Here is a 24,859-nt window from a genome sequence, read left to right on the forward strand (position 1 = left end):
GCCTACACATAAATTACACATCTACTAGCAAAGGTCAAATTAATGTGTAATTTATGTGTAGGCCTTCATGGTGTTCTTCCGCCTCACCTCCCCTTCAGCCCATCCACCTATCCCTTCACCCAAGGTCGCTCCGTGCATTTCGGCACCCGCTTGCGCGGTTTTCCCTTCGCGGGTTTCGCCCTCTCCCCCTCCGCCAACATCCGGTCCGTATCGCCCCATTCCGGCCTCCTCCGCGCTTTCTCCAGCACCTCGTCGGGCCGCAGCACGTAGTCCATCGTGTCCGGCCCTTCGATCAGTTTCGCCAGTCGGAAATGCATGAACGCCCGCAGCACGCGGTTGATCCGCACCTGATATCCCGGCCCCAGCCCTTTGAAGAACCTCACCACATCCGCGTCCAGCCTGATCGTGACGCGGGTGCGTTTGGGGTCGCGGCGGTCCTCGTCTTCCCAAATGCGGTCCCAGTCGCGCGGCAGGGCTTTGTACTCGGCCAGATAGCCCATCAGCTCGTGCTCCATCATCTTGATGGCATCCACAGCAAAGCCCCAGTGCATCTTTTCCGTCTTGGTCATGGTTTTCGGTTCAATCTTGCGCATGTTCGCCCCCTTTGGTGGGGCAGTTTGCGCGTGAATTGTTAACGCGATCCTGCCCCTGCGGGCGGTGCACGGCGTACATACGCAATGTGTACAGGTTGTGTACGGGATGTGTACGCACCGTAACGCTTGCGTTTTGGCGGGTGGTAGGCCCCTATAACTGCACAGAAATTGGGGGATTAACGATGTTCAGCGCAGCAATTACCGGCACAGGGGTTTTCACCCCCGAACACACCATCACCAACGACGAATTGGTTGCCGCATTCAACGCCCATGCTGACCTGTTTAATGCCGAGAATGCCGCCGCAATTGCCGCCGGAACGATTGAGGCCAAGCCACATTCCAGTAGCGAATTTATCCTCGCGGCATCTGGGATCGAACGACGCTATACACTTGATAAAGAAGGCGTTCTTGACCCAACTCGTATGTTCCCTAAGCTGCCAAACCGCGCAGATGATGAGCCCAGCCTGATGGCTGAGATGGCCGTTGATGCGTCACTGCAGGCAATGGCACAGGCTGGCAAATCCGCCGACGATATCGACGCCGTAATTTGTGCCGCCTCCAACCATGAGCGCGCCTACCCCGCAATTGCCGTGGAAATTCAACAACTTCTGGAAATCAACGGCTTCGCCTTCGACATGAACGTCGCCTGTTCTAGCGCGACCTTCGGCATTCAAACCGCCACCGACATGATCAAATCTGGCAGCATTTCCAGCGCCTTGGTCGTCTGCCCAGAGATCTGTTCCGCACATCTGGAATGGCGCGACCGCGACTGCCATTTCATCTTCGGTGACGTCGCTACAGCCGTGCTGATTGAACGTGACGAAGGCCTTCAAGGCGATCATTTCAAGATCAAATCTACACGTCTGGCCACGAAATTCTCCAACAACATCCGCAACAACAACGGGTTTTTGCGCCGCACGCGGGACCAAATGGAAGACCGTCGCGACATGCAATTCATGCAAAACGGGCGCAAGGTTTTCAAAGAGGTGCTGCCTATGGTCAGCAAACATATCGCTGAGCATATGAACGACGAGGACGTGCAAGCATCTGATCTCAAACGGCTTTGGTTACACCAAGCCAACAAGACCATGAACGACTATATTGGGAAGAAGGTTCTGGGCCGCGTGCCAGAAGCAGATGAGCAGCCAAATATCTTGCAAGACTATGCCAATACGTCGTCCGCAGGGTCCATCATCGCATTTGCGAATTACTCATCCGATCTTAACGCTGGTGATGTAGGACTAATCTGTTCGTTCGGCGCAGGCTACTCTGTTGGCTCGGTTATTCTTGAACGCGCATAGGTCAAGTTTGATGAAAGTTATCTTCACTTTGGCGGCCCTCCTCACACTTGCAGCATGTGGCGGAATCCCGTCGGTTCCGTTTATCTAGCTCGTAACCCGCTTGTGGACATCTTCGAGGCTTTCGACGCGTTCTGAATAGCGATCCACCAGCATATCCTTGCGCCCGCGCGTCAATACCGTGAAACGTGCCAGTTCTTCCATGACATCAACAATCCGGTTGTACAGCGAAGACGGCTTCATGCGCCCGTCTTCAAATTCTTTCCAAGCCATTGGAACGGAAGACTGATTTGGGATCGTTACCATACGCATCCAACGACCCAGAATCCGCATCTGGTTCACAGCATTGAAGGACTGTGACCCGCCTGACACCTGCATCACAGCAAGGGTCTTGCCTTGGGTTGGGCGAATGCCACCGATTGGGGCTAAAGGAATCCAATCAATTTGGGTCTTCATAATCCCAGTCATCGCGCCGTGACGTTCAGGTGATGACCAAACCATGCCTTCAGACCACATAACCAAATCACGCAGTTCTGCGACTTTTGGGTGATCTTCTGGTGCGTCATCGGGCAACGGCAGCCCGCTTGGGTCAAACGTTTTGGTTTCGCACCCTAGGGCACGTAAAACCCGCGCACCTTCTTCGGCGGCTGCCCGTGAATAGCTGGTTTCACGCAGGGACCCGTATAACAGTAAAATGCGCGGCGCATGGTCGGGCTCATTTGGCCCTACCAACGCTGCTATATCCAGTTTCTTCAATGCCCCCGCAACGATATTGGGCATATCGGAGGTGTCGACGTCAGCTGCTTTCATTTTCTAAATGCAGCTTCATATCAATCAACACTTTTTGCAGCTCAACTGTCTCACGCAACAGACGCTTTGCTTCGTTCACGGTGATCACGCCATCTTCAATAGACAGCTGGTATTCCCCCATCAACATCGCGAACCGCTGGCTCAACGAGATGACGTCAGAATTGATTCCGCCTTCCGAATTTTTTGGCGCCGTGTCTTTGTTCAACATGCTGCCGTGCAACTCAGCCAAGGCTGACGTGACATGCGGGTAGCTCGCTGCGGCTTCCAACTGCGCAACTGCGTCAACAGGCATAAACCGATCCGAATGCTCTTCAGAATCTGAATAATACCGCCCAAGTGTTGCCTTAGACTTACCCGTCAATTCACACGCAGGTTCAATCCCCACGTCTTTCACAAGAGCTTCAGTGTGCTTTTTTAAGTAGCTGCCGATGCCAGCCATATGTGTCGTCCTTTATTGGTGGTGAGGGGAATGCCCCAAAGCTTTTCCCATAAACCACCCCATCCATACCTGACAGATATAGAGGAAGGGTTCGATTGGGAAGACCAGAACACCACAGAGATCGGCGTCCCCAACGTCGAAGGGCCAAGGCCCGGACCCCATCCAAAGGACAGATGGCTTGCCATTTGTACCCGGTTCCCTTGGCCCACCGTTTCGTAGAGCCGGTTTTTGGCTCGCCACTCATGGACGAAACACTTGAATTGATCCGCCGCGAAGGCTTGCAACCCCTTCGTCGGCGGGTCATTTTCCGCCACATGGCCAAACTCTATTTTAATTACTCAACAATGAACGCCGGCAAGTCGACTGTGCTACTGCAGGCGGCACATAACTATGCCGAACGCGGTATGCAGACCTATCTGCTGACGGCGCAGTTCGACAATCGCGCGGGTGACGGTCAAATTGCCAGCCGCATCGGCATTAGCGAAGCGGCGGACACGTTTTCGATCAGCGATGATCTGTTCCGCAAGATCGAACGTCGGCTTGCTGAAGGGCCCTGCGCCTGCATTTTCATTGACGAAGCCCAATTCCTGAGTTCTGAACAGGTTTGGCAGCTCGCGCGCGCCGTTGATGACCTCGGAGTGCCGGTCATGGCCTACGGGTTGCGTGTGGATTTCCAAGGTGAGTTGTTCCCAGGTTCCGCCACGCTCCTCGCACTGGCTGATGAAATGCGCGAAGTCAGAACCATTTGTTTTTGCGGCAAAAAAGCCACGATGGTCGTCCGCAAAGATGCCAACGGTGACGTGGTGACAGGCGGCAATCAGGTCCAGATCGGCGGCAATGAATCCTACGTCAGCCTATGCCGTCGCCATTGGCGCGAAGCGATGGAAGATGGCGATGCCACGCTGGTTTAAGATCACTCTGATCGCGATTGGCGGCCTCGCCATTTGTGCCACCGTAGCTTTCGCCCATGTCATCTTGAGTTTTCGCGGAACCTCTTGGGACCTCTCCAGTATGGATGATGGCCATCAGGCAGCGCGTGATGACTTTTTAGCTACTCTTAGAGTGCATTCTTGCCTGACCCGCGAAGCAATCATTGAAGAAGCCAGCCGACGCGATTGGGCCGTGCAGGACGTAGACGATTTTGTTTGGCGCCACGCTCCAACTGGGCTTTCGAATTGGCTTCGCGTTTAAATCCAGCCCGCGCTTTTCATGTCCACAGAAGACGAAAACGCCGCCTTTTTCGGTTTTGACAGCACTGGTTGCGCGGCCGACTGGTCATATGCAAGCGGCGAAGGCACCACCTGCCCAAAAGACTAGCTCATCACCTTTCATTGGCTCTTAAATACTCAACTACCGTCCGTGAAACCTAGTTCACCCGCTGCGGTGGATTACCCCCATCGCGCCACACAATGATGTTATCCAGCGCCATCTGCCCCATGGCCTGGCGGGTTTCTTGCGTCGCAGAGCCCAAGTGCGGCAACAGCACACAGTTTTCCAAAGCACGCAGGCGTTCAGGTACAAACGGCTCGTTTTCGTAGACATCCAGACCCGCGCCCGCGATAGCACCCCGTTCCAACGCATCTATCAACGCGCCTTCATCCACGACTTCGCCGCGCGAAATGTTGATGAAAATCCCCGTTGGCTTCATTGCGGCAATCGCAGCGGCATCAATCAGCTTTGTTGTCTCGGCACCGCCTGGGGTGGCGACCACGACAAAATCCGCTTCTGCCATGACGGCATTCAGATCGTCCAATTGCAACGCGGCAACTTTGGTCGCCTTAGGGGATCGGTTGTGAAACACCACTTTCATGCCAAACCCGTAGTGACAGCGTTCCGCGATCGCCAGACCAATCCGCCCCATTCCAATCACGCCAAGGGTCTTGCCCGTTACATGGGTCCCAAGCAGCCCTTTAACGTCAAAACCACCCCATGCGCCGCTACGCACCATGCGCTCACCCTCGCCAGCACGCCGCGCAGTCGCGAGGAGCAGCGTCATGGCAATATCGGCTGTTGCGTCTGTCAAAACGTCAGGCGTGTTGGACACGATAACCCCAGCCGCGGCGGCGGCATCGGCGTCGATATGGTTGTATCCGACACCAAAATTACCGAGCATCTTGCAACGAATGTCACCGCTAAAGGCGTCAGCGGTAAACGCATCGCCCAGCGTTGGTAGAATGGCATCATATTCCGCCAATGCCTGTGCTGCCTGTTCAACGGACAACGCCCCACTTTCGTGCACGGTCACATCAAAAGCCTGACGCGCTTGCGCCAATACGGGTTCTGCAATGGGGCGCGTTATCAAAAGCGTTTTCAGCACATCCGCGCTCCTAAAGGGGTTTCTTTGTCCGGCGCTATCAAGACAACGCCAGTGTCGTCATAGGCCCCAAGCACCAAGACTTCGGACATGAATTTGCCAATCTGACGCGGTGGAAAGTTCACCACGCCCATGACCTGCCGCCCGACGAGCGTATCGATTGTATAGTGGTCGGTGATTTGGGCCGAGGTCTTACGTTCACCAATTTCCTCGCCGAAATCGACCCACATCTTGATCGCAGGCTTGCGGGCCTCTGGGTAAGGTTCCGCGCGGATCACGCGGCCAACGCGGATGTCGACCTTCATGAAATCATCAAAGGTTATCTCGCTCATTTGCCTAACTCCCGACTACGATCAGCAGCCGCTTTCACCGCGCGGCGTAATAAATTTGGAAAACCCGCTTCTGCGTCCATCAAGACCTCAAGCGCGGCCTGCGTCGTTCCATTGGGTGAGGTCACATTGACCCGCAACTGGTTCGGGTCCTCATCTGCCTCCTCAGCCAACTGTCCCGCACCACCAACCGTCGCTTTGGCCAATTGCATCGCCAGTTCAGCAGGCAGACCTTCGGCCACTCCGGCAGCGGCAAGCGTTTCGATAAGGTGGAATACATATGCCGGACCGGACCCTGAAACAGCCGTCACAGCATCCATCTGTCCTTCATCGTCCAAACGAACCACCTGTCCAACCGCGCTCAACAGTGCCTCGGCGAGGTCCATTTGCGCTTCGCTGGTATGGGCATTCCCGACAATCGCCGTAATGCCCCGCCCGATGGCGGCGGGCGTGTTCGGCATCGCGCGGATGATAGGGCTTTGTGCTCCCAAAACATCGGCAAAGGTTTCAATGGACGTCCCCGCAGCGACGGATAAGAACACCGTGTCGCTATTTCCCAGCGCCTTCATTGACGGCAAGGCTTCGCCCATCATCTGTGGTTTCACCGCGATCAACGCAATCGCGGGCGCCTCCGGCACACCTTCGTTGATGTGGACACCCGTGCTTTGCAGCCACTCGGATGGATATGGGTCCAGCACCCAAACGGAGGACGGCGACAACCCGTTGGCCAGCCAACCCGCCAACATAGCGGACCCCATTTTCCCGCAGCCCAAAAGGACCATTCCGTGTGTTTCAATTGATGCCAGTGACATGAAAACCCCCGCCTGTTTGCGCGGATCGTAAGACGCGCCAAGCGGGGGTTCAAGCTGTAGTCGGTATCTGAATTAGGCGCGCCCGTAGGCTTCCGTAATCGCGACTTGCAATGCGTCGGCCGGTTTGCGTTCCGCCCATGTAACCAACTGGAAAGCTGGGTAAAAACGCTCAGCCGAAAGGACTGCGGCGTTAATCATCGTGTCGATCTGCTCTGGTCCCGCAACCTGCTCGCCTGCAAGCACCAAACCATAGCGGTAAACCATCAGTTTTTGTTCGGCCCAATAGGTAAACGCGCCCGCCCAACACATATCGTTGGTCAGGTTCAGACATTCGTAAAGCTCCGCCATGCGATCCGCTGGTGGTTCCATTTCAAAGGTGCAAATCAGGCGCAGGGTTTGGTCATAGGCCGACCACGCAAGCGTAATGGCATAGGTGCGCCACTGCCCTTCGACCTGAAACGCGATTTGGTCGTCGTGGATACGGTCAAATTCCCACGCGTGGTGTTCCGCAATGTGCTCGACCAGGTCGATCGGGTGCGTGTCGTCGCCGCTATCAAAGTGCTCGATGAGTGCCATACGATGTAGCCTCCTGTGCAATCCAGAGCGCCTTGGCAGAGGCTATATCTGGTGTCCTGCTCTATCGGAAAGGATACATAGCCCCTTCCTTACTACATATCGTGCGTTCTGAAGGGGTGTTCTGTAAACCCTTTTCTTGGGGATAAGCGGGGTTTCGGACCAGAAATCAGGGGATAAGCGTCCTTTTTTGGGTCAAGTTGTTAACCTTTCACCCGATTCTCAGAGGCGTATTAAAGTTGATCGGACTTTGCGCTTCCACCGAACAGCCCCGTCAACGCGCGCTTCACGAGCGAGGTCACAGAGGGTTTCGGTTCCGTGGTGAAGGCCATTGGGCGGCAGACTTCCATCGCGGCAACCCCCACACGCGCCGTTAATGCGCCGTTGATTATGCCCTCGCCGAAACGCCGGGACACTTTGGACAACACGCCGCCGCCAGCGACAGAACCAATCAGGTTATCACCAACCGCAACAGCGCCTGTCGCCACAAGGTGCGACAAGACCTGTTTCGTCAGCCGCCAAGACCCCAAGGTCCCAGACCGCCCGCCATAGATTTCGGCGATCCGCCGGATCATGCGCATATTGGCTGTCAGCGCGGTGAACACGTCCGCCAAAGCAAGCGGAACAATCGCCGTAACGGTCGCGACTTGCCGTGCTGCCGCTTCAACTTCGATACGGGCGCGCGCATCAAGCGGGGACAGGATCGTCGTTTCTGCGAGACCCAATAGCCCGTCCGCATCCAACACATCGCCTTTTCTTTCAGCAAATGCTTCGCGCCCCCATTGGGTGTCGTCGCGCCCACGGTACAGCGCGTTGATCTTTGCGGTGACTTCGCGTGCACGGCTTAGATTGTCATCCGCCAAAGCCTCTGACGCGCCCAGCTGGATACGGTCCACGCGGCGCAAGCGTCCGAAGGCCGCCAGCTCGCGCAAGGTGATCAGCAGTAGAACCGCGCAGAATAGCCCAATTAGACCAACTGCGATCCAACCCAAAATTGGGGACCGCGCGAGCAGCCCGATGACGACATCCCACGCGGCGACGCCAACGAAAAACCCGACAAGCGAGACCAGCAAACCCCAGAACCAACGGGCCAAGCGGTTCGGGCGTTTCGCAATCAAACTCGCCACACGCTGCATGGCTGCTGGTGTTTGCACGACTTCCAGCTCGGGAACTGGCGGCGCGGTCGATGGCGTTACATCATCGCCTTCTTCAAGGTCAAAAAGCACCGGACCATTTGTCATAGCTTGTCCCCCAAAAGGAATTGCGCGGCACGATCAAGCCGGATGTGAGGCGGCCCATCGCCCGGTTTCAGGGTAAGGGGTGCGGGCGCAAAACTCATCACTTCGTAATCCGCGTCCAGCCAGTTTTCAGCGCCAGAACGCGCAGGCCCAAGCAAATGCGCAGGATCACTGGGCAAAGCACCGGGGTAGAATGCGGCCTGTTTGTCGGTATTTAACAACTGGCCACGGACGACCCCAAGGCTTGCACCATTGTGGTTGCGCGTGTCCTCAACGGTGGTGCGCAGCGCGGCAATCGACATGGCTTTCGTCGTGGCCCCCGAAAATTCGGCGCGGTCTTGCGCATCACGAAGCAGGGCCTGAGTGATGGCGGTAAGCTGAGGGTGTTGTTGGTGGTGCAAATGATCAGCTTTGGTCGCTGCGAACAGGATCTTGTCGACACGTCGTCCTTGTAACAGCTGGCTAAGGAAACTGTTCCGACCGGGGCGAAACGCGCCTAGAATGTCGCCCATGGAACGGCGCATGTCTTCAACGGCTTGCGGGCCTGCATGGATCGCGCCCAAGACATCAACCAGCACGATCTGGCGGTCGATCTTGGCGAAATGGTCGCGAAAGAACGGGCGCACGACGTTGCGTTTATAACTCTCAAAGCGGCGTTCAAACTCGCGCCACAGCGACTTGCGTGCTGGCTTTTCAATAAGCGGGAGCGGCGCGAACGTTAGCACAGGCGATCCTTCGAGGTCGCCGGGCAACAAGAAACGCCCCGGCGTGCAGTCAGAAAAGCCGGCCTCGCGTGCTGCGTTCAGATGGGCCGTGAACGTTGATGCAAGGGCTTGTGCTTGAGGTTCCTCAAATCCTTTTGCGGCATCGCATGCACCGAGTTCAGCCACGAATGCGTCCGCGGCAGGGCGCGTGGGCATGCGTTCCAAAGTTTCCGCCGACCACGTGGCGAAGTCTTTGTCGAGCAATGACAAATCCAACAACCATTCACCGGGGTAATCGACAATATCCAGATGCACCGTGCGCGGGCCTTGCAGTCCGCTGAAAAAGCCGCTGGGTTGAACCTTCAGCGACAGGCGCAACTCGGATATCCGCTGCGTCCCTTCGGGCCAGAACGGTTGTTTGGCGGTCAAGGCCGCAAGGTGGTTCTCGTAATCAAAGCGCGGCACCGTATCGTCAGGTTGTGGCTGCAAATAAACCGTCTGGATGCGCCCCGACGCGGCGGCCTGCAATTGCGGCATGCGCCGACGGTTCAACAGGTTCGCCACCAACGACGTGATGAACACGGTCTTCCCTGCACGGCTTAACCCTGTCACCCCCAGACGGATCACCGGATCCGTAAAAGGTGCCGAAAGCGTGCCTGTCACGGCCCCAACGCTACGCGTGATCGTGTCGGCTACGGTTGTGATCACCACGCTTTGGTACCTTTCGAAAACTTATCCCCCTTAAGATAGGGGGCACGCCGCGTGATGTGTAGGGATTGATTTCGCGCGTTTGTCCCCCTAAGCCGCCTCTATGCCTCGTTATGCCCTCAAAATTGAATACGACGGTCTGCCCTATTGCGGTTGGCAACGCCAAACGAGCCTGCCCACCGTGCAAGGCGCGATTGAGGACGCCTTGGCAAAGCTTGAACCACGAGAACATGCGATTGTCGCGGCTGGGCGGACGGACACGGGTGTTCATGCGACGGGTCAGGTTGCCCATTGCGATATGGAAAAGGACTGGGGGACATTCCGCCTGTCCGAGGCATTGAACTACCACCTTAAACCTGCGCCGGTTGCGATAACTGCTTGCGTGCGTGTTGACGATGACTGGCATGCACGGTTCTCGGCCCTTGAGCGCCGTTATTTGTTCCGCCTTGTGAGCCGTCGCGCACCTTTGATCTTGGAAACCGGAAAAATCTGGCAAGTGCGCCAACCGCTTGATCTCGCTGCGATGCAAGAAGCCGCGAAGCGCCTTTTAGGGCGCCATGACTTCACAACATTTCGCTCGACGATCTGTCAGGCAAACAGCCCGATGCGCACGCTTGATGTGTTGGATATCGAACAAGTCGACCGCAGGGACGGGGCGCAAGAGTTCAACTTTCATGTTCGTGCGCGGTCCTTCTTGCACAATCAAGTGCGCAGCTTTGTCGGAACCTTGGAACGTGTCGGCGCCGGCAGCTGGACCCCTGATGATGTGACCGCAGCACTTGAAGCGAAAGACAGAAACCGTTGCGGGCCAGTTTGCCCGCCACAAGGATTATACCTCGCCGAAGTGGGCTACCCCGAAGACCCGTTCGCCTAGTCGTTATCGGTCAACCCGGCACCTGCACCACCAGCACGCGAACTTTCCGTTTCAGGAACGTGGGTCTTCACGGCGAGATCATGCAAATGCGTTAAGAGCTCTTGCGAGACCGTTCTGCGACCTAATGGTGTGTGTTCGTCAGGTGTGTCGTCTTCAAAGCGGTGGAAAATGGCGCCGTTCGATGTAGCCTCCCAAACGAGCGTTTTACAGGAATGCACTTCAGCGTTCGCGACATAGGCCTCGATTAAGGCAAGGTCTGCCTCGACAGTTTTTGGCCCCGTGCCAGCTGCGATCGCATCCAACGCTTGCGGAATTTCCAAGCCCGCATTGCCGCTCGAACATGGGCAGGTGGAGAGCTTATCAAGGTCCAAATAGGCGGTCGCCATTGCCAAGTCTTCCGCCAACCCGAGCGGCAATCCACCGCCCCGCGCAGCCTTCAATACCAGGCCTTCGATTTCGTTTGCTGATTTTTCCTGTGCGCCACTCATGATGCAAACACCGGCAGCCACCAGTCATCAGCGTCCTTCAATTCATCGTGCATAGGCGCACCTTGGCATAGGGTAATCCGCGTCCAACGGTCTGATTTTGGATCAAACTTCGCGGCACCAAAAAACGCAAGTTTGCAACGCAGCATGTCAATCGGCAGGCAAGTGTCTGCAATAAGATTGTCCCGTATTTCCGCATAAGGCGCACCATCCAGTGATTGGACGCGGCGCATCGCGGCGCGGTGTTCAGGATGACGTGCGAGGAATTGGGCGACTGTTCCTGTATCGGGCAACTCTTTCGCCATACAGGCCACTTGCCGCGAGATATCGAGCGGGCTTTCAAGATCGGCACCCGGTTCTTCGTGGCGAAGGCCAAGACGTGGCTCGGCTTTGGCTTCAGAGACATACCAAAACTGGTGGCAGGCATCCGGCGCATCGTAATCGCAAAAGGCCCATGACCAGTCGCGTGTAATCAGGGCGTGCGCATCCGCGCACGACATTGCTGTGTTCAACGTCACACGGCGTTCAGTTGCCATTCCGTCAGCCAGTTCATCCACCAGCTCGCCAAAAGGTTCGATCATCAAGGCGGCGAGGCATTCTTGCGTGTCGACCGAGAAATCGCTCGCCGCTTGCCAGATCTGCTCTAGGGGTTGGTGTGAGCTCATCAATTCTGGCGTCATCATTACAGCAACTTTGGGCCACTCGCTGCGCATCCTGTCGATTCGAACTTGGCCGATTGCATCGGGCACCTGCCATTCCGCCAAATGCTGCGCAGCACGAACGACCAAGGAATAGATCTTCTCGATTTGCTCCGCGCTCACCCCCTCAACGGCACGTACGCGGGCTAGCGCAGTTTCACGTGCAGAAACCCACGCATTCAGAAGCATCGGATGTGACACAAGAAACGGCGCCATTCCAAGCCCCGTGGAATTTCCGATCCCAAGATGCCGTTTCAGGTGCGGCGCAAGTTTCGCGCCACCCACATGTTCAACCAGATCATGGGTGAACCCGCGGATCAGCCAAACCGCGAGCATTTCGGCCGCAAACGATCCGCCCATGCCATCGCGCTGCGCAAAATCAACGCGATCCGCGATGCCGAATTTCCCGTTCCCGTAAACAGCTGTGGTGCGCATCAGATAGCCCGTGTCACGCACAAGCGTTTCATCGGGTTGTTCACCCGCTTTTAGCCGTTCAACGGTGTGGGCAAACAGACGAACAGATTTATTGGCGCGGCTTAACACCAAGTCACGTGCTGTGAACCGAGCCGCTTCTTGCTTGGGGGCGCTCGCAACGATCCGGTCTATTTCGGATGCGTCGGGCAAGCCATCATAGAGCACGTAGGCCGTGTCCCATGCCGTAGCGATCACGCGGTCTGTACGTTGATCTTCTGGTAGATCGGTGGAAACCGCGACAAGGGAATACACATGTCCGCCGTAAGTCAGTGAATAGACCGCATGGCCAAACCCGTCCTCGTCAATCGCCCAAACAGGTCGCGAGACTTTGGCATTTTCCGCAGACAACCTGCGCAGCAGGACCCTCAAAAAGGACAGCCGCGTGGGAAAAGACGCCCCCATCCGACGCAGGCGCATCACCTCACTCGGAGGGCGCAACGGGCTTTGTGGTGGGGGTGCATTTGTGTCGAGCATGGCCATACCCTGCCAGAGAGTGCGGACCAGTCAACATCTAAAATCGACAGCTTTGCGCACAAAACGTCGCCCGCTGACTAAGATTGGTCAGGACCGAAATTCTTGTCGTAAAAACGGAACCAATTGTCGCCCATAATTCCGTCAATCTCAGCCGCAGACATCCCGACCGCATCAAGCCCAGCGCGGATATTACCGAAGTCGCGGTTGTCGCCGAACCAGCTAGGCATTGGAGGGAACCCGGGCGCATCAGCGGATCCTTCGCCATAATCCATCGCCTTAGACCAACGGCCCACGCGCATCCATTCAACGATACTATCTGGCTGATCTTGGCAAAGGTCCGTCCCGATCCCGAGGTTTTCGGCCCCATAACGCGAAGCGGCTTCCGCCACCATTTCGCAGAAACTCTCTAGCGTGCAGGCGGATCCGTCTTTCAAATGATGCGGATAAACCGAGAACCCCATCATACCGCCCCGTGCGACGAGAGGCTTAACCACATCATCGTCAAAGTTGCGCAAGGCTGGGTGCCACCAGTTTGGATTCGCATGCGTTATGGCGACCGGACGCGACGACGTGTCAATTGCCTCTAACGTCGAACGGTCCCCCGAATGACTCATATCCACCACAAGACCAACTCGGTTCATCTCAGCGATGGCTTGTTTGCCAAATCGGGTTAGCCCTGCGTCGTAATTCTCATAGCAGCCCGTCGCGAGGAGTGATTGGTTGTTATACGTCAGCTGCATGAACCGCACGCCAAGTTGGTGAACGATTTCAATCAAGCCGATGTCGTCTTCAATCGGGCTAGGGTTCTGAAAGCCAAAGAAAATAGCGGTGCGCCCCGTCGCCTGTGCCTTCGCGACGTCAGCAGCAGTGGTCCCGCGCATGATCAAGTCCGGGAACTGTTCAAACCGACGGTTCCACGCCTCAAGTTGCAACACCATTTCACGAAAAGTCTCGTGATAGGTGATGGTCACGTGTACGGCATCGACGCCACCTTCGCGCATCTGGCGAAACACTTTTTCGGACCAGTTTGCGTATTGCAGATTATCAATCAAGTATCCCATTCGCGCACCCTGCCCTCAACGCCAGAATATTACCAGTATTATTGATCGGCAGAACCACGCTTAAGCGGGCTTTGCCGTTTCGCTGCCGTGCTGCCTCAGGTATGAAGGACAAAAGACGAGTGTAGAGCGGGTAACATGCGCAATCTGATCAAAACATTGGCGCTCTCAGCGTGGATGATTCCCGGCGTACTCGGGGCGCAAGAAGTACGTTTAAATGCACCGGGCGCCAGTGATGAATTGCGCTCAGCCCTTACCGCCGCGTCCTTGACGTTGGCCTTGTCGCGCGATGGGGCAGATGCCCCGCAAGACTACGTCGCCGCTGCGCGTGCAGATTATCGCCGCCTTCTGACAGGTTTGTACTCCGAAGGGTACTACGGCGGAACGATTTCAATTCTTGTGGACGGTATTGAGGCCTCGCGGCTAGATCCGCTGATGCCCCGCAGTTCTGTTTCTAGTGTTGTCCTTTCCGTTTCACCAGGTCCGCGATTTACCTTCGGGCGTGCGGACATTGCGCCACTGGCGCGTGGAACAGAGCTGCCTGAGGCCTTCAGCACAGGAAATACAGCGCGTTCCGATGACATCGGTGATGCTGCCAGCGCCGCCGTGGGCGGCTGGCGTGATGTCGGGCATCCCTTAGCGGACACCAGCGGGCAAAGCATCACCGCGCGTCATCCGGACGAACAACTAGATGTCTCAATTATCGTTGATCCCGGCCCAAAGCTTACGTTTGGGAACGTCACCGTCACCGGAAATGAGGCCGTGCGGACAGAGCGTGTGCTTGCGATTGCTGGCTTGCCCACAAGCACCTTTGATCCTGCAATGATTACGCGCGCTGAAGCCAACCTTCGCCGCACTGGTGCGTTCAGTTCCGCTGCGATCACGGAAGGTACTGCGCCGGATGGAACGACGCTTCCGCTGACCTTATCCGTGGTTGAACAAACACCGCGTAGGATTGGGGCTGGTATCGAATACTCAACAGTTTCCGGCCTAACGTTGTCCGGTTTCTGGCTACATCGAAACCTTTTGGGCGGCGCTGAACGGTTCCGCGTTGATGCAGAGGTTACAGGGCTAACTGGCAGCACGGGCGGTATCGACTACGCACTCGGTGCGACGTTCTTGCGACCTGCAACGTTTCGCCAAGACACAGATTTCTACGTGAACGCCAATGCAGAGCAACTGGATGAACCCTCGTTCTTTGAGCGGGATGCGCACATCGAAGCAGGCATCATCCGCCGCATACGTGACGACGTGATCCTAGAATATGGTCTGGGTTACGCCGGCGGTGAAATCTCCGATTCTTTTGGTGACCGCAGCTACGGCCTGTTTTATGCGCCGATTGAAGGTACCAAAGATCGCCGCGACAATGCTCTTGATCCAAACTCAGGGTATTTCGCGAACCTGCTTGTGTCTCCGTTTGTCGGAAACGATGGAAGTGGGTTTCGGATTGTAGGTGACGGCCGCATCTATCGCAGCTTTGGCGAAAACGACGGTCTGACGTTGGCGTTTCGCAGTCAGATCGGTTCGATCATCGGGGCCGATGCAGCAAGCGTTCCGGCCAGCTATCTGTTCTTCTCCGGCGGCGGCGGCACGGTTCGCGGCCAACCTTACCAGTCTCTCGCGGTTGATCTTGGGGGCGGAAACGAAATTGGCGGGACGTCATTCTTTGGTGCCCAATTAGAAGCACGTGTTGATGTGACGGACACCATCGGTGTTGTTGGTTTCGTTGACACCGGTTTTATCGGCGCAGACGACATTCCATTTGAAAACGGTGATTGGCATTCTGGTGCGGGGCTTGGCCTACGGTACAACACGGGAATTGGCCCGATCCGCCTTGATCTGGCAACGCCGACGTCTGGTAATGATGCTGGTAAGCAGCTCGAAGTTTACATCGGTATCGGGCAGTCATTCTGATGCGTTTTTTATTTGGATTGTTGTTTGTTGTTTGGGCGGGCGGCGCGTTTGCGCAGACCACCGAAGAAGACCGCGACTACATCACAGGCCTGATCGAAGACACCATTTCAAACGACGAAATGATCGTCCGCTTAGTGAACTTTGAAGGTGCGCTTAGCTCTGAGGCGACCGTAGATGCAATTACCATCGCGGACCCAGACGGGGTTTGGCTACGCTTTGAGGCGCTGACGCTTCAATGGAACCGTTCCGCCCTTTTATCTGGTCGCATAGAAGTCGAAACCCTAAGTGCGGAACGCATTGAACTGATCCGCCTTCCAGCAACAAACGAAACAGCCGCTGACCTTCCAAGCGCAGAGGCCACGCCGTTCAGTTTACCTGACCTACCCGTTTCCATTGACCTCAATTCTGTATCAGCAGACGAAATTGTTTTGCCCGAAGATTTGCTGGGAGAGCCAATAACCGCACGTCTGAACGCGTCTTTGCGTCTTGGCGAGGGCGCGGGAGACACCGACTTCACTTTGGAACGCACAGACGGCAAGACGGGTCGCTTCATCGTCGATGCGTCCTTTGAAAACGAAACGCGCCGATTGGCGTTAAACTTTCTGGCGCAAGAAGGACAAAACGGGATAGCAGCCCGCCTCCTTAGCCTTCCAGACAATCCGTCAGTTAAGCTGGAAATCATCGGCGACGCGCCGCTAGATGAATTCACGGGCAATATAGCGCTGGCAACAAATGACGTAGAGCGTGTGACAGGTACCGTCGTGTTGTCGCGCTCCGTTGATAGCACCGACCAAGACTTCAACATCGACCTAGCGGGCGATTTGCGCCCTATGTTGGCCGATCAGTACGACCCGTTCTTTGGCGAACAAGCAATCCTACGTGTTCAAGGCACCGTGCCCAGCGGCGGCGGCGTGCAACTGTCCAACTTGCTCATTGCTGCTGATCAGGTGGTGTTACGCGGGTCAGCAAATATTGACGCGCAGGGTTGGCCAGAAACGATTGATCTGCGCGGGCGTCTCGGGTCTGGCGGTGCGAACCGTGTTCTCCTCCCCATTGCAGGTGACCCGATCGAAGTCAGCGAAATGTCTCTCAATGTACAATATGATGAAGCCAACGGAGAAACGTGGACCGGCGCCTTCGATATCACGTCCCTAACGCAGACCGGGGTTTCTGTCGGCGCGCTCACGCTCTCAGGTGGTGGTGTTATCTCCCCTAGTATTAACGCAACGCGCGGGCGCTTTTCAGCGGATTTGAACTATGCGGCGCGTGGCCTCGTATTTGATGATGCTGCCTTAAGCGAGGCGATTGGAACTGACATTGATGGCACGCTCAACGTCGGGCGATTGTCCGATGGGCCCTTCGTGGTGCGCGAACTCACATTAGCTGGGGCCGGAATTCAGGCGTTCGGTCTTGCCTACATCAATGGTCCGGGCGAACGCTTCAACACGCGTGCGGAACTCTCTGTAACGGCAGATGATTTCACCCGCTTCGCTGCGTTGACTGGTGTTGAACTGGCAGGAAACGGTACCATTGCGCTTTCGGGGACGGCGCTACCTTTTGACGGTATTTTCGATTTCGACATTGACGCGAGCACCCGCGACCTTGCCCTTGGCATCCCCGAAGCGGACCCGCTTTTAGCTGGCGAAGGAACGCTGGCGCTTCAAATCGCACGCGACACGACGGGGACGCGACTAAGCGAGATCAACATCCGCAATGAGGCCGTCGTTGCGACTGGCGACGCCGAGATCACCGCACAATCAGCGGCCGCAAACTTTACCGCTCAGATCACGGACTTGAACATTCTCGCACCTGAACTTTCGGGCCCGGCGACCCTTACTGCTGATGTCAAAACTGATTCAGAAGGCGTGATTGCTCTGGACGCTGACGTTGCAGCGCCACACATAAGCGCCTCAACGGTTGGAACCGCGTCTCCGCATGAAAACGGATACGTCCTTCAAACCGACACGACCCTCTCCGTGAGTGATCTGAGCGCCTATGGCAATGTCGCGGGGCAACGCCTTGGCGGTGGCCTCACGGTCGAATTGGACGGCATCTACTCAACAAATACGGGCGTTCTAAGTGCGGATATCGCCGCACGTACACAAGACCTTCGTGCAGGTCCTGCGGTGCTGGATCGTGTGTTCGCGGGGCTCGGTCGTGTGTCTGCGAACGTCGGACTTTCTGAGTCTCGACGCCTTCGCATTGATGCCCTTAATGCCGTGTTTCCGAACCTTACAGCGAACGGTGCCGTCGTAACATCCGGCAGCGATACGACGGCCAACTTGTCTGTACGTTTGCGTGACATTGCGGTGTTAGTATCCGATTTCTCTGGCCCACTGGTTGCTGAGATTTCCGCGAACCAAGATGCGTCTGGTTGGAACGTCACGGGTGATGCAACGGGTCCGGCCGGTACTGCTGCGCGTGCAACAGGGCGTGTTTCAAATAGCGGTCAGCTGGACGTGAACATCAACGGCTCTGCCCCCCTTGCACTCGCAAACGTTTATATCGATCCGCGTCAAATCAGCGGTTTGGCCCAGTTTGATCTGACGGTGAACGGCCCGCCTGCCCTGTCATCTGTGCGCGGGCCCGTAACAATCAGCGGCGCCCGCTTAGTGGCACCAAACCTGCGCCAAGCGATTGAAGACTTGAACGGTACACTTCAACTTGCTGGCGGAACGGCACGCCTTGATCTTCGGGCGGCCAGTGCAGACGGTGGCGCCTTGACGCTTTCTGGCCCTGTCGACCTCGTCCCACCTTTTCAAGCCGCCTTAAATGCCCAGCTTACGGATGTCGTTTTGCGTGATCCGACCCTTTACCGCACCACGGCAAACGGACTGGTCACGATTAACGGGCCCCTAACTGGCGGTGCGCAGATCGCGGGGACGATCGACGTTGGAGCGGCAGAAGTACAGGTCCCATCAACCGGTGTCAGCGCATTGGGCAGCCTGCCCGAAGTAACGCATCTTGGACCACGCATGGATGTTCAACAAACGCTCGCACGGGCCGGAGTGAACACAGCACCCGTGACAGAGCAAGCCACCATCGCTGGGCCCGACTTCCCAATCAACCTTCTCATCCGCGTCCCTTCGCGTATCTTCGTGCGCGGTCGCGGGCTGGATGCAGAACTTGGGGGGCAATTGCGCCTAACTGGGAGCCTAAACAATCTTATCCCTATAGGACGGTTCGATCTGGTTCGCGGGCGATTGAACATCTTGGGGCAACGTTTTGAATTGGACGAAGGTTACGCTCAACTCCAAGGGGATTTCTCCCCATTTTTGCGGTTGGTCGCCACGACAGAGACCGCGACCGGAACCATGGTCAGTATTATCGTTGAAGGCCCTGCTGAAGATATTGAAGTGCGTTTCGAAAGCTCGCCTGAATTGCCGCAGGACGAAGTCCTCGCTCAGTTGCTGTTTGGCCGCGACCTGTCTTCCATCAGCCCATTGCAAGCGGTGCAGTTAGCTTCCGCCGTGGCAACGCTTGCCGGCACTGGTGGTGCGAACGGTGGCGTAGTCGGAAACCTCCGTGAAGGGCTCGACCTTGATGACCTAGATTTTGTGACCAGTGAGGATGGCACCGCAGCCGTTCGCGCTGGGAAATACATCTCAGACAACGTCTACACAGATGTCACCGTTGGCGCGAATGGCAACTCAGAGATCAACATCAATATCGACATCGACCGCAACTTCACCGCACGCGGGTCGGTTGGGTCCGACGGTGAAACCAGCGTCGGGATCTTCTTTGAGCGCGACTACTAAACGCCGTTAGCTGGGTGACATTCCACGCAAGCGTTCAGACCGCCGCCGCAAAATTTCAAGCGTGAACAACAGCAGGACCGAGACAGCGATAAGAATTGTCGCAACCGCTAGAATGGTCGGACTGATCTGTTCGCGAAGTCCGGTGAACATTTGCCACGGCAATGTTTTTTGCCCAGCGGAACCGACGAATAGCACCACGACTACTTCGTCAAAGGATGTGATGAAGGCGAACAAACCACCCGACACGACACCTGGCAAAATGAGCGGCATCTGGATTTTGAAGAAAGTCGTCACAGGGTTCGCACCCATGTTGGCCGCCGCGCGAGTTAGAGATTGATCAAACCCGACAAGCGTCGCCGTAACAGTGATAATCACGAACGGAATTCCCAGCGCAGCGTGTGCCAATACAACGCCCCAGTATGTCCCCGTCAGGGTGAACGGCAGGTCGATCTTGCCGAACGGTGTTGGGATGTATGGGTTGGAGTAGAAGAAATACATGCCTGTCGCGGAGATGATCAGCGGTACGATCATTGGTGAAATCAGGATCGCCATGATCGCACGGCGGAACGGGACGTGTGACTGGCTCAGGCCGATGGCGGCCAAGGTCCCAAATGACACCGACAGGATCGTCGCCACAGGCGCGATCTTGAGCGAGTTTTTCAGTGCCAATTGCCAATCGGAATTCGTAAAGAAATCCTCATAGTGTTTGGTCGAGTACCCTTCGGGATCAAGCGCCAGCATTTCTGGCGTGAACGTGAAGAAGTCCTGTGCGTTGAATGACAACGGGATGATCACAATGATCGGTGCGATCAGGAAGAAGAAGATAAGCCCACAAATGATGCGGAAGCTATAGTGCCAGACCCGTTGGCCTGTCGTTGCATATGGTGGCAATGCAGACATATCTTAGCCCCCCAATTTCACGTTATCGATGCCAACGATCTTGTCATACATCCAGTATAGCAACATCACGACTGCCAGAAGGATCGTGCCCAACGCCGCAGCAAGACCCCAGTTCAGCGAGCTGGAAATATGGTAAGCGATCCGGTTCGAGATGAAGACACCCTTAGTGCCGCCGACCAGTTCAGGCGTGATGTAGTAGCCGATGGACAGAATGAACACGAGGATACACCCTGCGCCGATCCCGGGGACAGACTGCGGGAAATAGACCCGCCAGAAGGCTGTCCAATTCGTTGCGCCAAGTGACTTAGCCGCGCGCAGATAACTTGGTGGGATCGTCTTCATCACCGAATAGAGCGGCAAGATCATGAACGGCAACAGAATGTGCGTCATCGCGATGATTGTACCGGTCTGGTTATTGATAAGTTGCAGCCGACCATCATCCGCGACGATGCCAATCCAGACGAGTACGTCGTTAATCACGCCCTGCTGTTGCAGCAGCACTTTCCACGCAGATGTACGCACCAAGAGCGACGTCCAGAACGGCAGCAAAACAAGGATCATCAGCATGTTGGCTTTGCGGTCTGGCAGGTTCGCCAGCAGCCATGCAATTGGATACCCCAATAGCACACACATCCCCATGATTGTTAACGACATAATCATGGTCCGAATGAACAACACGATATAAATCTGCTCATTCTCAGGGCGCCATTCAGGACCGTCGAGCCCCTTTTGCATGTCGATCGAATTCAGGAAGTAACCGTTCGTGTAGGCTGGGCCATAAGTCTGGATCGTAGTCCAGACACCTTGATCACCCCAGTCATCGTCTATGTCGAGGAAAACGGCTCTGGGGTCATCCAATACCACGCCATCCAATGCGGTCGCTGCTTCGCGCAATGCGAGGGCCAGCTCTTCTGGCACATCAGATGGCGGTGTCGCTGATGGCAGCTCTTGCGCCAAAACATGGAACAAGATTGGCCACGGTTTTTCACCCAGCGGGTTGTCTTCTTCACTAACCGATTGAAGCACGTATGACGCATAAAGCGATGTTGTCCCGGGGAATTGCTCAGCGAAGCTTGAGTTTGCGTTAAATTCGGGTGCGATGCGGGTGCTAGAATCTTCGCCGTCCCAAGCGTTGATCGCGTCCACCCATTCGGACGTTCCGATCAACCTTCCAAACGCATCGCGATCTTTCCAAATGTCGTTGACGCCTTCGAGAACGTCTTGCGGTGTTTCGCCGATCTCATCGACGCCACGACCCGTTTTGCGTAGCAAGGATGAAATCCCCGTTCGCTCGTAGTTTAATCGACTACCTAGCCGCGTGTGTGCCTTCGCTTCAACCGCCACGGCCAGATCACGGGCGAGCGCTTCATAGATCATATCATCTGGCGCGCCCTCTCCGTCCCAATCGGGCAGCAAAGCAGTCGTGCGCGGCAGCGTATCGGAAACAATCTGGTTCTCGACGGAGCGGAACAGCATATCGGCGATCGGCATCACGAAGGACACCAAAATGAAAATCAGCAACGGCGCAATCAGCATCATCGCGCGGAGTTTCTGGCGACGTAATGCACGGTTGAGGGATGCCTTTAGCGGGCGTCCATCTGCAGCCAGAACGGGGCCTGTTGTTGTGTCGCTCATTCGTATCCCTCCACAAGGACGATCATACTGTCAGCATTGGCATGGCGGATCTTGATCACGTCTTGATACGCGGGCGAATGGTAGAAGTCTCTAGCAGCTTGAAAGCTGTCGAATTCGAAAACGACGTGACGCGCATACTGCGGGCCTTCAGCGTTTTCGGCATCTCCACCACGGACAAGGATACGCGCACCGGCGGCTTCAAACATCGGCGTGTCACGGGCAACGTATTCTTTATACGCCTCCTCGTTGGTCACGGTGATGTGGCCGATGATGTATCCCTTAGGCATTCTTTGTATCCGAATTTGGTGGTCGTTGGGTCGAAAGGGCGGGCAATCGCAGCCCGCCCTTCCAATTCAATCGGTTACTGGGACAACCAGACCTGGAATTTCGCATCCAGATCGTCACGGTAGTCAGCCCACCATTCGTAGTTGTACAGGAACGTGTTTTCCGCGTTCGCTGGGTCTGTTGGCATGTGTGGTGCCATGTCGATACCCAGTTCAGCGTGGTTTCCAACAAGCGGTGCGGAAGACGCACGTGCTGGACCGTAGCTGATGTACTTGGCTTGGTCTGCAAGACGCTGTGTGTCAGTCGCGAAACGGACGTAGTCCAATGCGCGTGCTTCACGCTCAGGTGACAGGCCAGTTGGGATGATCCAACCGCCAAGGTCAAACACTTGCGCGTCCCAGAGCATTGCCACCGGCTGGTCCTGCTCTTCGATCAAAGCAAACAAACGACCGTTGTATGTGGATCCCATGACAACTTCGCCGTCAGCCAAAAGCTGTGGCGTATCAGCACCAGCGGACCACCAGATAACGCTGTCTTTAATGGTGTCGAGCTTGGCAAATGCCTGTGCCTGACCTTCTTCTGTCTCCAGAACGTCATAAACGTCGTCTTTCGCTACGCCGTCACAAAGCAAAGCCCATTCCATGTTGTTGATTGGGCGCTTTTCGAGGGAACGCATACCTGGGTATGTTTCAGTGTCGAAGACTGCGCAGATGTCTGTTGGTGCAGTGTCGCCAACGAGGTCTGTACGGTAACCAAATGTCGTGGAGTACACGATCTGCGGGATGAAGCAGTCGGACACCAGAAGATCGCCGAAGTCATCAGAAGCAGTGGATCCATCGTCGCCCGGTGCTAGTTGCTCATCAAAGTCGATTTCCAGCGCAAGGCCTTCGTCGCAAAGACGGATCGCATCGGATGCAACCACATCAACAACGTCCCAAGTAACGTTGCCTGCTTCGTTCATCGCACGAAGTTTCGCAACTGCTTCAGCAGAGGATTCATCGTTGATGATGTTGACGCCAGTCATCTCAGAGTAAGGCATGTGGTATGCGTTGTTTTGTGATGCGGAGTATGCGCCGCCCCAGCTAACGATTGTCATCTCATCGGCCATGTGGCTTTCCGCAACAGCGAGTGTCGCCGTCAGCGTCAGACATGTTGTGGCCATCAATTTCATAGTCGTTTTCATTGAAGTCTCCCATTGAAGTGCCCGGTTTTGTACGTTTCAGCGTGACCGTCCGGGCGACGGACATGCTGTTTTATCGAACGCTGCGCAGCTATGCGTCGAGCGCTCGGCAATCCTCTGCGAGCCAGCCAATCTCGATCATCTCGCCGGGCTTCAGGCGTTTCTGATCAGGCGCGTTACGTGTTTTGATCACGAACTCATCGGTTCCAGCCACGCGCAGGCGCGTTCTGAAGATATCGCCCATGTAAATGAACTCAAGCACCTCGGCCTTCAGCGTATGGGCATCAGCGTGCAAACGCTCACGGTTGAATTCAACGCGTTCAGGGCGAATGGAAACGCGTGTGCGTTCGCCAACTGTCGAAACGTTCACCGGAACCGCATCGATAATGTCACCACTGTCGAGCTTAACGATACAAGTGTTGCCCTGAATTTCCTGCACCACACCTTCCAGCGTGTTGTTCTCACCGATAAACTGCGCAACGAAGCTGTTTTCGGGCTGCTCGTACAGCTGATCTGGCGGCGCGAGTTGTTGAATGCGACCATCATCGAACACAGCGACACGGTCTGACATTGTCAGCGCTTCGGTTTGGTCGTGCGTCACGTAAACCGTTGTAATACCAAGCTCATGCGCGAGATTTGTGATTTCGAACTGCAAGGTTTCGCGCAATTGTTTATCCAGCGCACCAAGGGGTTCGTCCATCAAAACCAATTCAGGTTCAAACACCAAAGCACGCGCCAACGCGATGCGCTGCTGTTGACCACCAGAAAGCTGTGCAGGGCGACGTCCGGCGAAATCTTGCATCTGAACCCTGCCCAGCGCGCGCATGACTTTTTCCTCACGCTCGGACTTGCCGATTTTGCGCACTTCCAACGGGAAAGATAGGTTTTCCGCAACCGACATATGCGGGAACAGCGCGTAGTTCTGGAACACCATGCCAATGCCGCGCTTGTGCGGTGGGATATTGTTTATTGAAACACCATCAAGCAGGATGTCGCCGTGTGTGGCTGTCTCAAACCCTGCAAGCATCATAAGGCAAGTCGTTTTGCCAGACCCTGATGGCCCAAGCATTGTCAAAAACTCGCCCTTAGGCATCGAAAGGTTCAGGTCTTTGACTACCAAAACTTCGCCGTCGTAACTTTTCTGGACACGTTCAAAGGCCACGAAAGCCGACTGCGTATCTGTCATATAGACATTCCCCCCTGCGGATAGGCGCCCGCATCATCCGCGCAGGTCACCCAAAGTCTGAACGTCAGCCTGCTTGAGAGTCTCAAAGAACACAACATGATTCGTGGAAAGTTGTGGCGC

Annotated in this window: 23 protein-coding genes; 6 read left to right on the forward strand and 17 right to left on the reverse strand. The window is 55.9% G+C overall.

The features are described 5' to 3' along the window. Window positions 1–107 precede the first annotated feature (107 nt). Window positions 108–593, reverse strand: a complete 486-nt coding sequence (locus OCA8868_RS05035; RefSeq protein ID WP_218822667.1) for a BrnA antitoxin family protein — start codon at window positions 591–593, stop codon at window positions 108–110. Window positions 594–775: 182 nt separating this feature from the next. Between OCA8868_RS05035 and OCA8868_RS05040 the strand changes: the two genes are divergently transcribed. After that, the gene (locus OCA8868_RS05040) at window positions 776–1,894 is read left to right on the forward strand and encodes a beta-ketoacyl-ACP synthase III (protein ID WP_093995401.1); all 1,119 of its coding nucleotides are present in this window, start codon (window positions 776–778) and stop codon (window positions 1,892–1,894) included. 84 nt (window positions 1,895–1,978) lie between these two features. Here OCA8868_RS05040 and arsH read toward each other — a convergent pair whose 3' ends face one another. Together arsH and OCA8868_RS05050 are read right to left on the reverse strand one after the other, a co-directional pair. Then, on the reverse strand, window positions 1,979–2,701 hold the full coding sequence (gene arsH, locus OCA8868_RS05045) for an arsenical resistance protein ArsH (RefSeq protein WP_093995402.1): 723 nt from the start codon (window positions 2,699–2,701) through the stop codon (window positions 1,979–1,981). Beyond that, window positions 2,688–3,140, reverse strand: a complete 453-nt coding sequence (locus tag OCA8868_RS05050; protein WP_093995403.1) for a phage regulatory CII family protein — start codon at window positions 3,138–3,140, stop codon at window positions 2,688–2,690. Before OCA8868_RS05050 ends, arsH begins: the two co-directional genes overlap by 14 nt. 314 nt (window positions 3,141–3,454) lie before the next feature. Here OCA8868_RS05050 and OCA8868_RS05055 point away from each other — a divergent pair, with 314 nt between their 5' ends. Both OCA8868_RS05055 and OCA8868_RS05060 read left to right on the forward strand, forming a co-directional pair. Continuing rightward, window positions 3,455–4,051 (forward strand): thymidine kinase, encoded by a 597-nt coding sequence (locus OCA8868_RS05055; RefSeq protein ID WP_093995545.1) that lies wholly within the window; start codon window positions 3,455–3,457, stop codon window positions 4,049–4,051. Continuing rightward, window positions 4,035–4,331: a hypothetical protein gene (locus OCA8868_RS05060; protein ID WP_143849516.1), complete on the forward strand. Its 297-nt coding sequence runs from the start codon at window positions 4,035–4,037 to the stop codon at window positions 4,329–4,331. Before OCA8868_RS05055 ends, OCA8868_RS05060 begins: the two co-directional genes overlap by 17 nt. A 175-nt stretch (window positions 4,332–4,506) precedes the next feature. On the opposite strand, the gene OCA8868_RS05065 is transcribed toward OCA8868_RS05060, so the two are convergent. The 6 genes from OCA8868_RS05065 to OCA8868_RS05090 all read right to left on the reverse strand — a co-directional run bounded on the left by OCA8868_RS05065 (window position 4,507) and on the right by OCA8868_RS05090 (window position 9,821). Further along, window positions 4,507–5,457: a 2-hydroxyacid dehydrogenase gene (locus OCA8868_RS05065; protein ID WP_093995405.1), complete on the reverse strand. Its 951-nt coding sequence runs from the start codon at window positions 5,455–5,457 to the stop codon at window positions 4,507–4,509. Then, a complete protein-coding gene (locus OCA8868_RS05070) occupies window positions 5,451–5,786 on the reverse strand; it encodes a tRNA-binding protein (RefSeq protein WP_093995406.1) in 336 nt (111 codons plus the stop codon). Before OCA8868_RS05070 ends, OCA8868_RS05065 begins: the two co-directional genes overlap by 7 nt. Beyond that, window positions 5,783–6,595 (reverse strand): pyrroline-5-carboxylate reductase, encoded by an 813-nt coding sequence (gene proC, locus OCA8868_RS05075; protein WP_093995407.1) that lies wholly within the window; start codon window positions 6,593–6,595, stop codon window positions 5,783–5,785. The genes OCA8868_RS05070 and proC overlap by 4 nt, the downstream gene beginning before the upstream one ends. Before the next feature lie 72 nt (window positions 6,596–6,667). Beyond that, on the reverse strand, window positions 6,668–7,171 hold the full coding sequence (locus tag OCA8868_RS05080; protein ID WP_093995408.1) for a type III secretion system chaperone family protein: 504 nt from the start codon (window positions 7,169–7,171) through the stop codon (window positions 6,668–6,670). A 230-nt stretch (window positions 7,172–7,401) separates the two neighbouring features. Further along, a complete protein-coding gene (locus OCA8868_RS05085; RefSeq protein ID WP_093995409.1) occupies window positions 7,402–8,409 on the reverse strand; it encodes a YcjF family protein in 1,008 nt (335 codons plus the stop codon). Further along, entirely contained in the window at window positions 8,406–9,821 is a 1,416-nt protein-coding gene (locus OCA8868_RS05090) for a YcjX family GTP-binding protein (protein WP_093995410.1), read from the reverse strand. The genes OCA8868_RS05085 and OCA8868_RS05090 overlap by 4 nt, the downstream gene beginning before the upstream one ends. 100 nt (window positions 9,822–9,921) lie before the next feature. On the opposite strand from OCA8868_RS05090, the gene truA reads away from it, so the two are divergent. After that, the gene (truA, locus tag OCA8868_RS05095; RefSeq protein ID WP_093995411.1) at window positions 9,922–10,692 is read left to right on the forward strand and encodes a tRNA pseudouridine(38-40) synthase TruA; all 771 of its coding nucleotides are present in this window, start codon (window positions 9,922–9,924) and stop codon (window positions 10,690–10,692) included. Here the strand turns inward: truA and OCA8868_RS05100 are convergent. The 3 genes from OCA8868_RS05100 to OCA8868_RS05110 all read right to left on the reverse strand — a co-directional run bounded on the left by OCA8868_RS05100 (window position 10,689) and on the right by OCA8868_RS05110 (window position 13,884). Further along, window positions 10,689–11,201 carry a DUF3726 domain-containing protein gene (locus tag OCA8868_RS05100; RefSeq protein WP_245848038.1) on the reverse strand — a complete coding sequence of 171 codons (513 nt, stop codon included), beginning with the start codon at window positions 11,199–11,201 and terminating at the stop codon, window positions 10,689–10,691. The two genes, truA and OCA8868_RS05100, sit on opposite strands and share 4 nt — an antisense overlap. After that, window positions 11,177–12,823: a hypothetical protein gene (locus OCA8868_RS05105; RefSeq protein ID WP_093995546.1), complete on the reverse strand. Its 1,647-nt coding sequence runs from the start codon at window positions 12,821–12,823 to the stop codon at window positions 11,177–11,179. Before OCA8868_RS05105 ends, OCA8868_RS05100 begins: the two co-directional genes overlap by 25 nt. A 77-nt stretch (window positions 12,824–12,900) precedes the next feature. Continuing rightward, window positions 12,901–13,884: a membrane dipeptidase gene (locus OCA8868_RS05110; RefSeq protein ID WP_093995413.1), complete on the reverse strand. Its 984-nt coding sequence runs from the start codon at window positions 13,882–13,884 to the stop codon at window positions 12,901–12,903. 135 nt (window positions 13,885–14,019) lie between these two features. Between OCA8868_RS05110 and OCA8868_RS05115 the strand changes: the two genes are divergently transcribed. Together OCA8868_RS05115 and OCA8868_RS05120 are read left to right on the forward strand one after the other, a co-directional pair. Continuing rightward, on the forward strand, window positions 14,020–15,795 hold the full coding sequence (locus OCA8868_RS05115; protein ID WP_093995414.1) for an autotransporter assembly complex protein TamA: 1,776 nt from the start codon (window positions 14,020–14,022) through the stop codon (window positions 15,793–15,795). After that, entirely contained in the window at window positions 15,795–19,553 is a 3,759-nt protein-coding gene (locus tag OCA8868_RS05120) for a translocation/assembly module TamB domain-containing protein (protein WP_093995415.1), read from the forward strand. Before OCA8868_RS05115 ends, OCA8868_RS05120 begins: the two co-directional genes overlap by 1 nt. Before the next feature lie 6 nt (window positions 19,554–19,559). Here OCA8868_RS05120 and OCA8868_RS05125 read toward each other — a convergent pair whose 3' ends face one another. From OCA8868_RS05125 to OCA8868_RS05145, 5 genes are all read right to left on the reverse strand, one after another. Next, the gene (locus tag OCA8868_RS05125) at window positions 19,560–20,453 is read right to left on the reverse strand and encodes an ABC transporter permease (protein WP_093995416.1); all 894 of its coding nucleotides are present in this window, start codon (window positions 20,451–20,453) and stop codon (window positions 19,560–19,562) included. A gap of 3 nt (window positions 20,454–20,456) precedes the next feature. Next, the gene (locus tag OCA8868_RS05130; protein WP_093995417.1) at window positions 20,457–22,088 is read right to left on the reverse strand and encodes an ABC transporter permease; all 1,632 of its coding nucleotides are present in this window, start codon (window positions 22,086–22,088) and stop codon (window positions 20,457–20,459) included. Further along, entirely contained in the window at window positions 22,085–22,375 is a 291-nt protein-coding gene (locus tag OCA8868_RS05135; RefSeq protein ID WP_093995418.1) for a DUF1330 domain-containing protein, read from the reverse strand. The genes OCA8868_RS05130 and OCA8868_RS05135 overlap by 4 nt, the downstream gene beginning before the upstream one ends. Before the next feature lie 74 nt (window positions 22,376–22,449). Continuing rightward, window positions 22,450–23,556 carry an extracellular solute-binding protein gene (locus OCA8868_RS05140; protein ID WP_093995419.1) on the reverse strand — a complete coding sequence of 369 codons (1,107 nt, stop codon included), beginning with the start codon at window positions 23,554–23,556 and terminating at the stop codon, window positions 22,450–22,452. Between the two features lie 88 nt (window positions 23,557–23,644). Further along, window positions 23,645–24,739: an ABC transporter ATP-binding protein gene (locus OCA8868_RS05145; protein ID WP_093995420.1), complete on the reverse strand. Its 1,095-nt coding sequence runs from the start codon at window positions 24,737–24,739 to the stop codon at window positions 23,645–23,647. Window positions 24,740–24,859 lie beyond the last annotated feature (120 nt).

This window comes from Octadecabacter ascidiaceicola (assembly GCF_900185015.1).
Lineage (GTDB): Bacteria > Pseudomonadota > Alphaproteobacteria > Rhodobacterales > Rhodobacteraceae > Octadecabacter > Octadecabacter ascidiaceicola.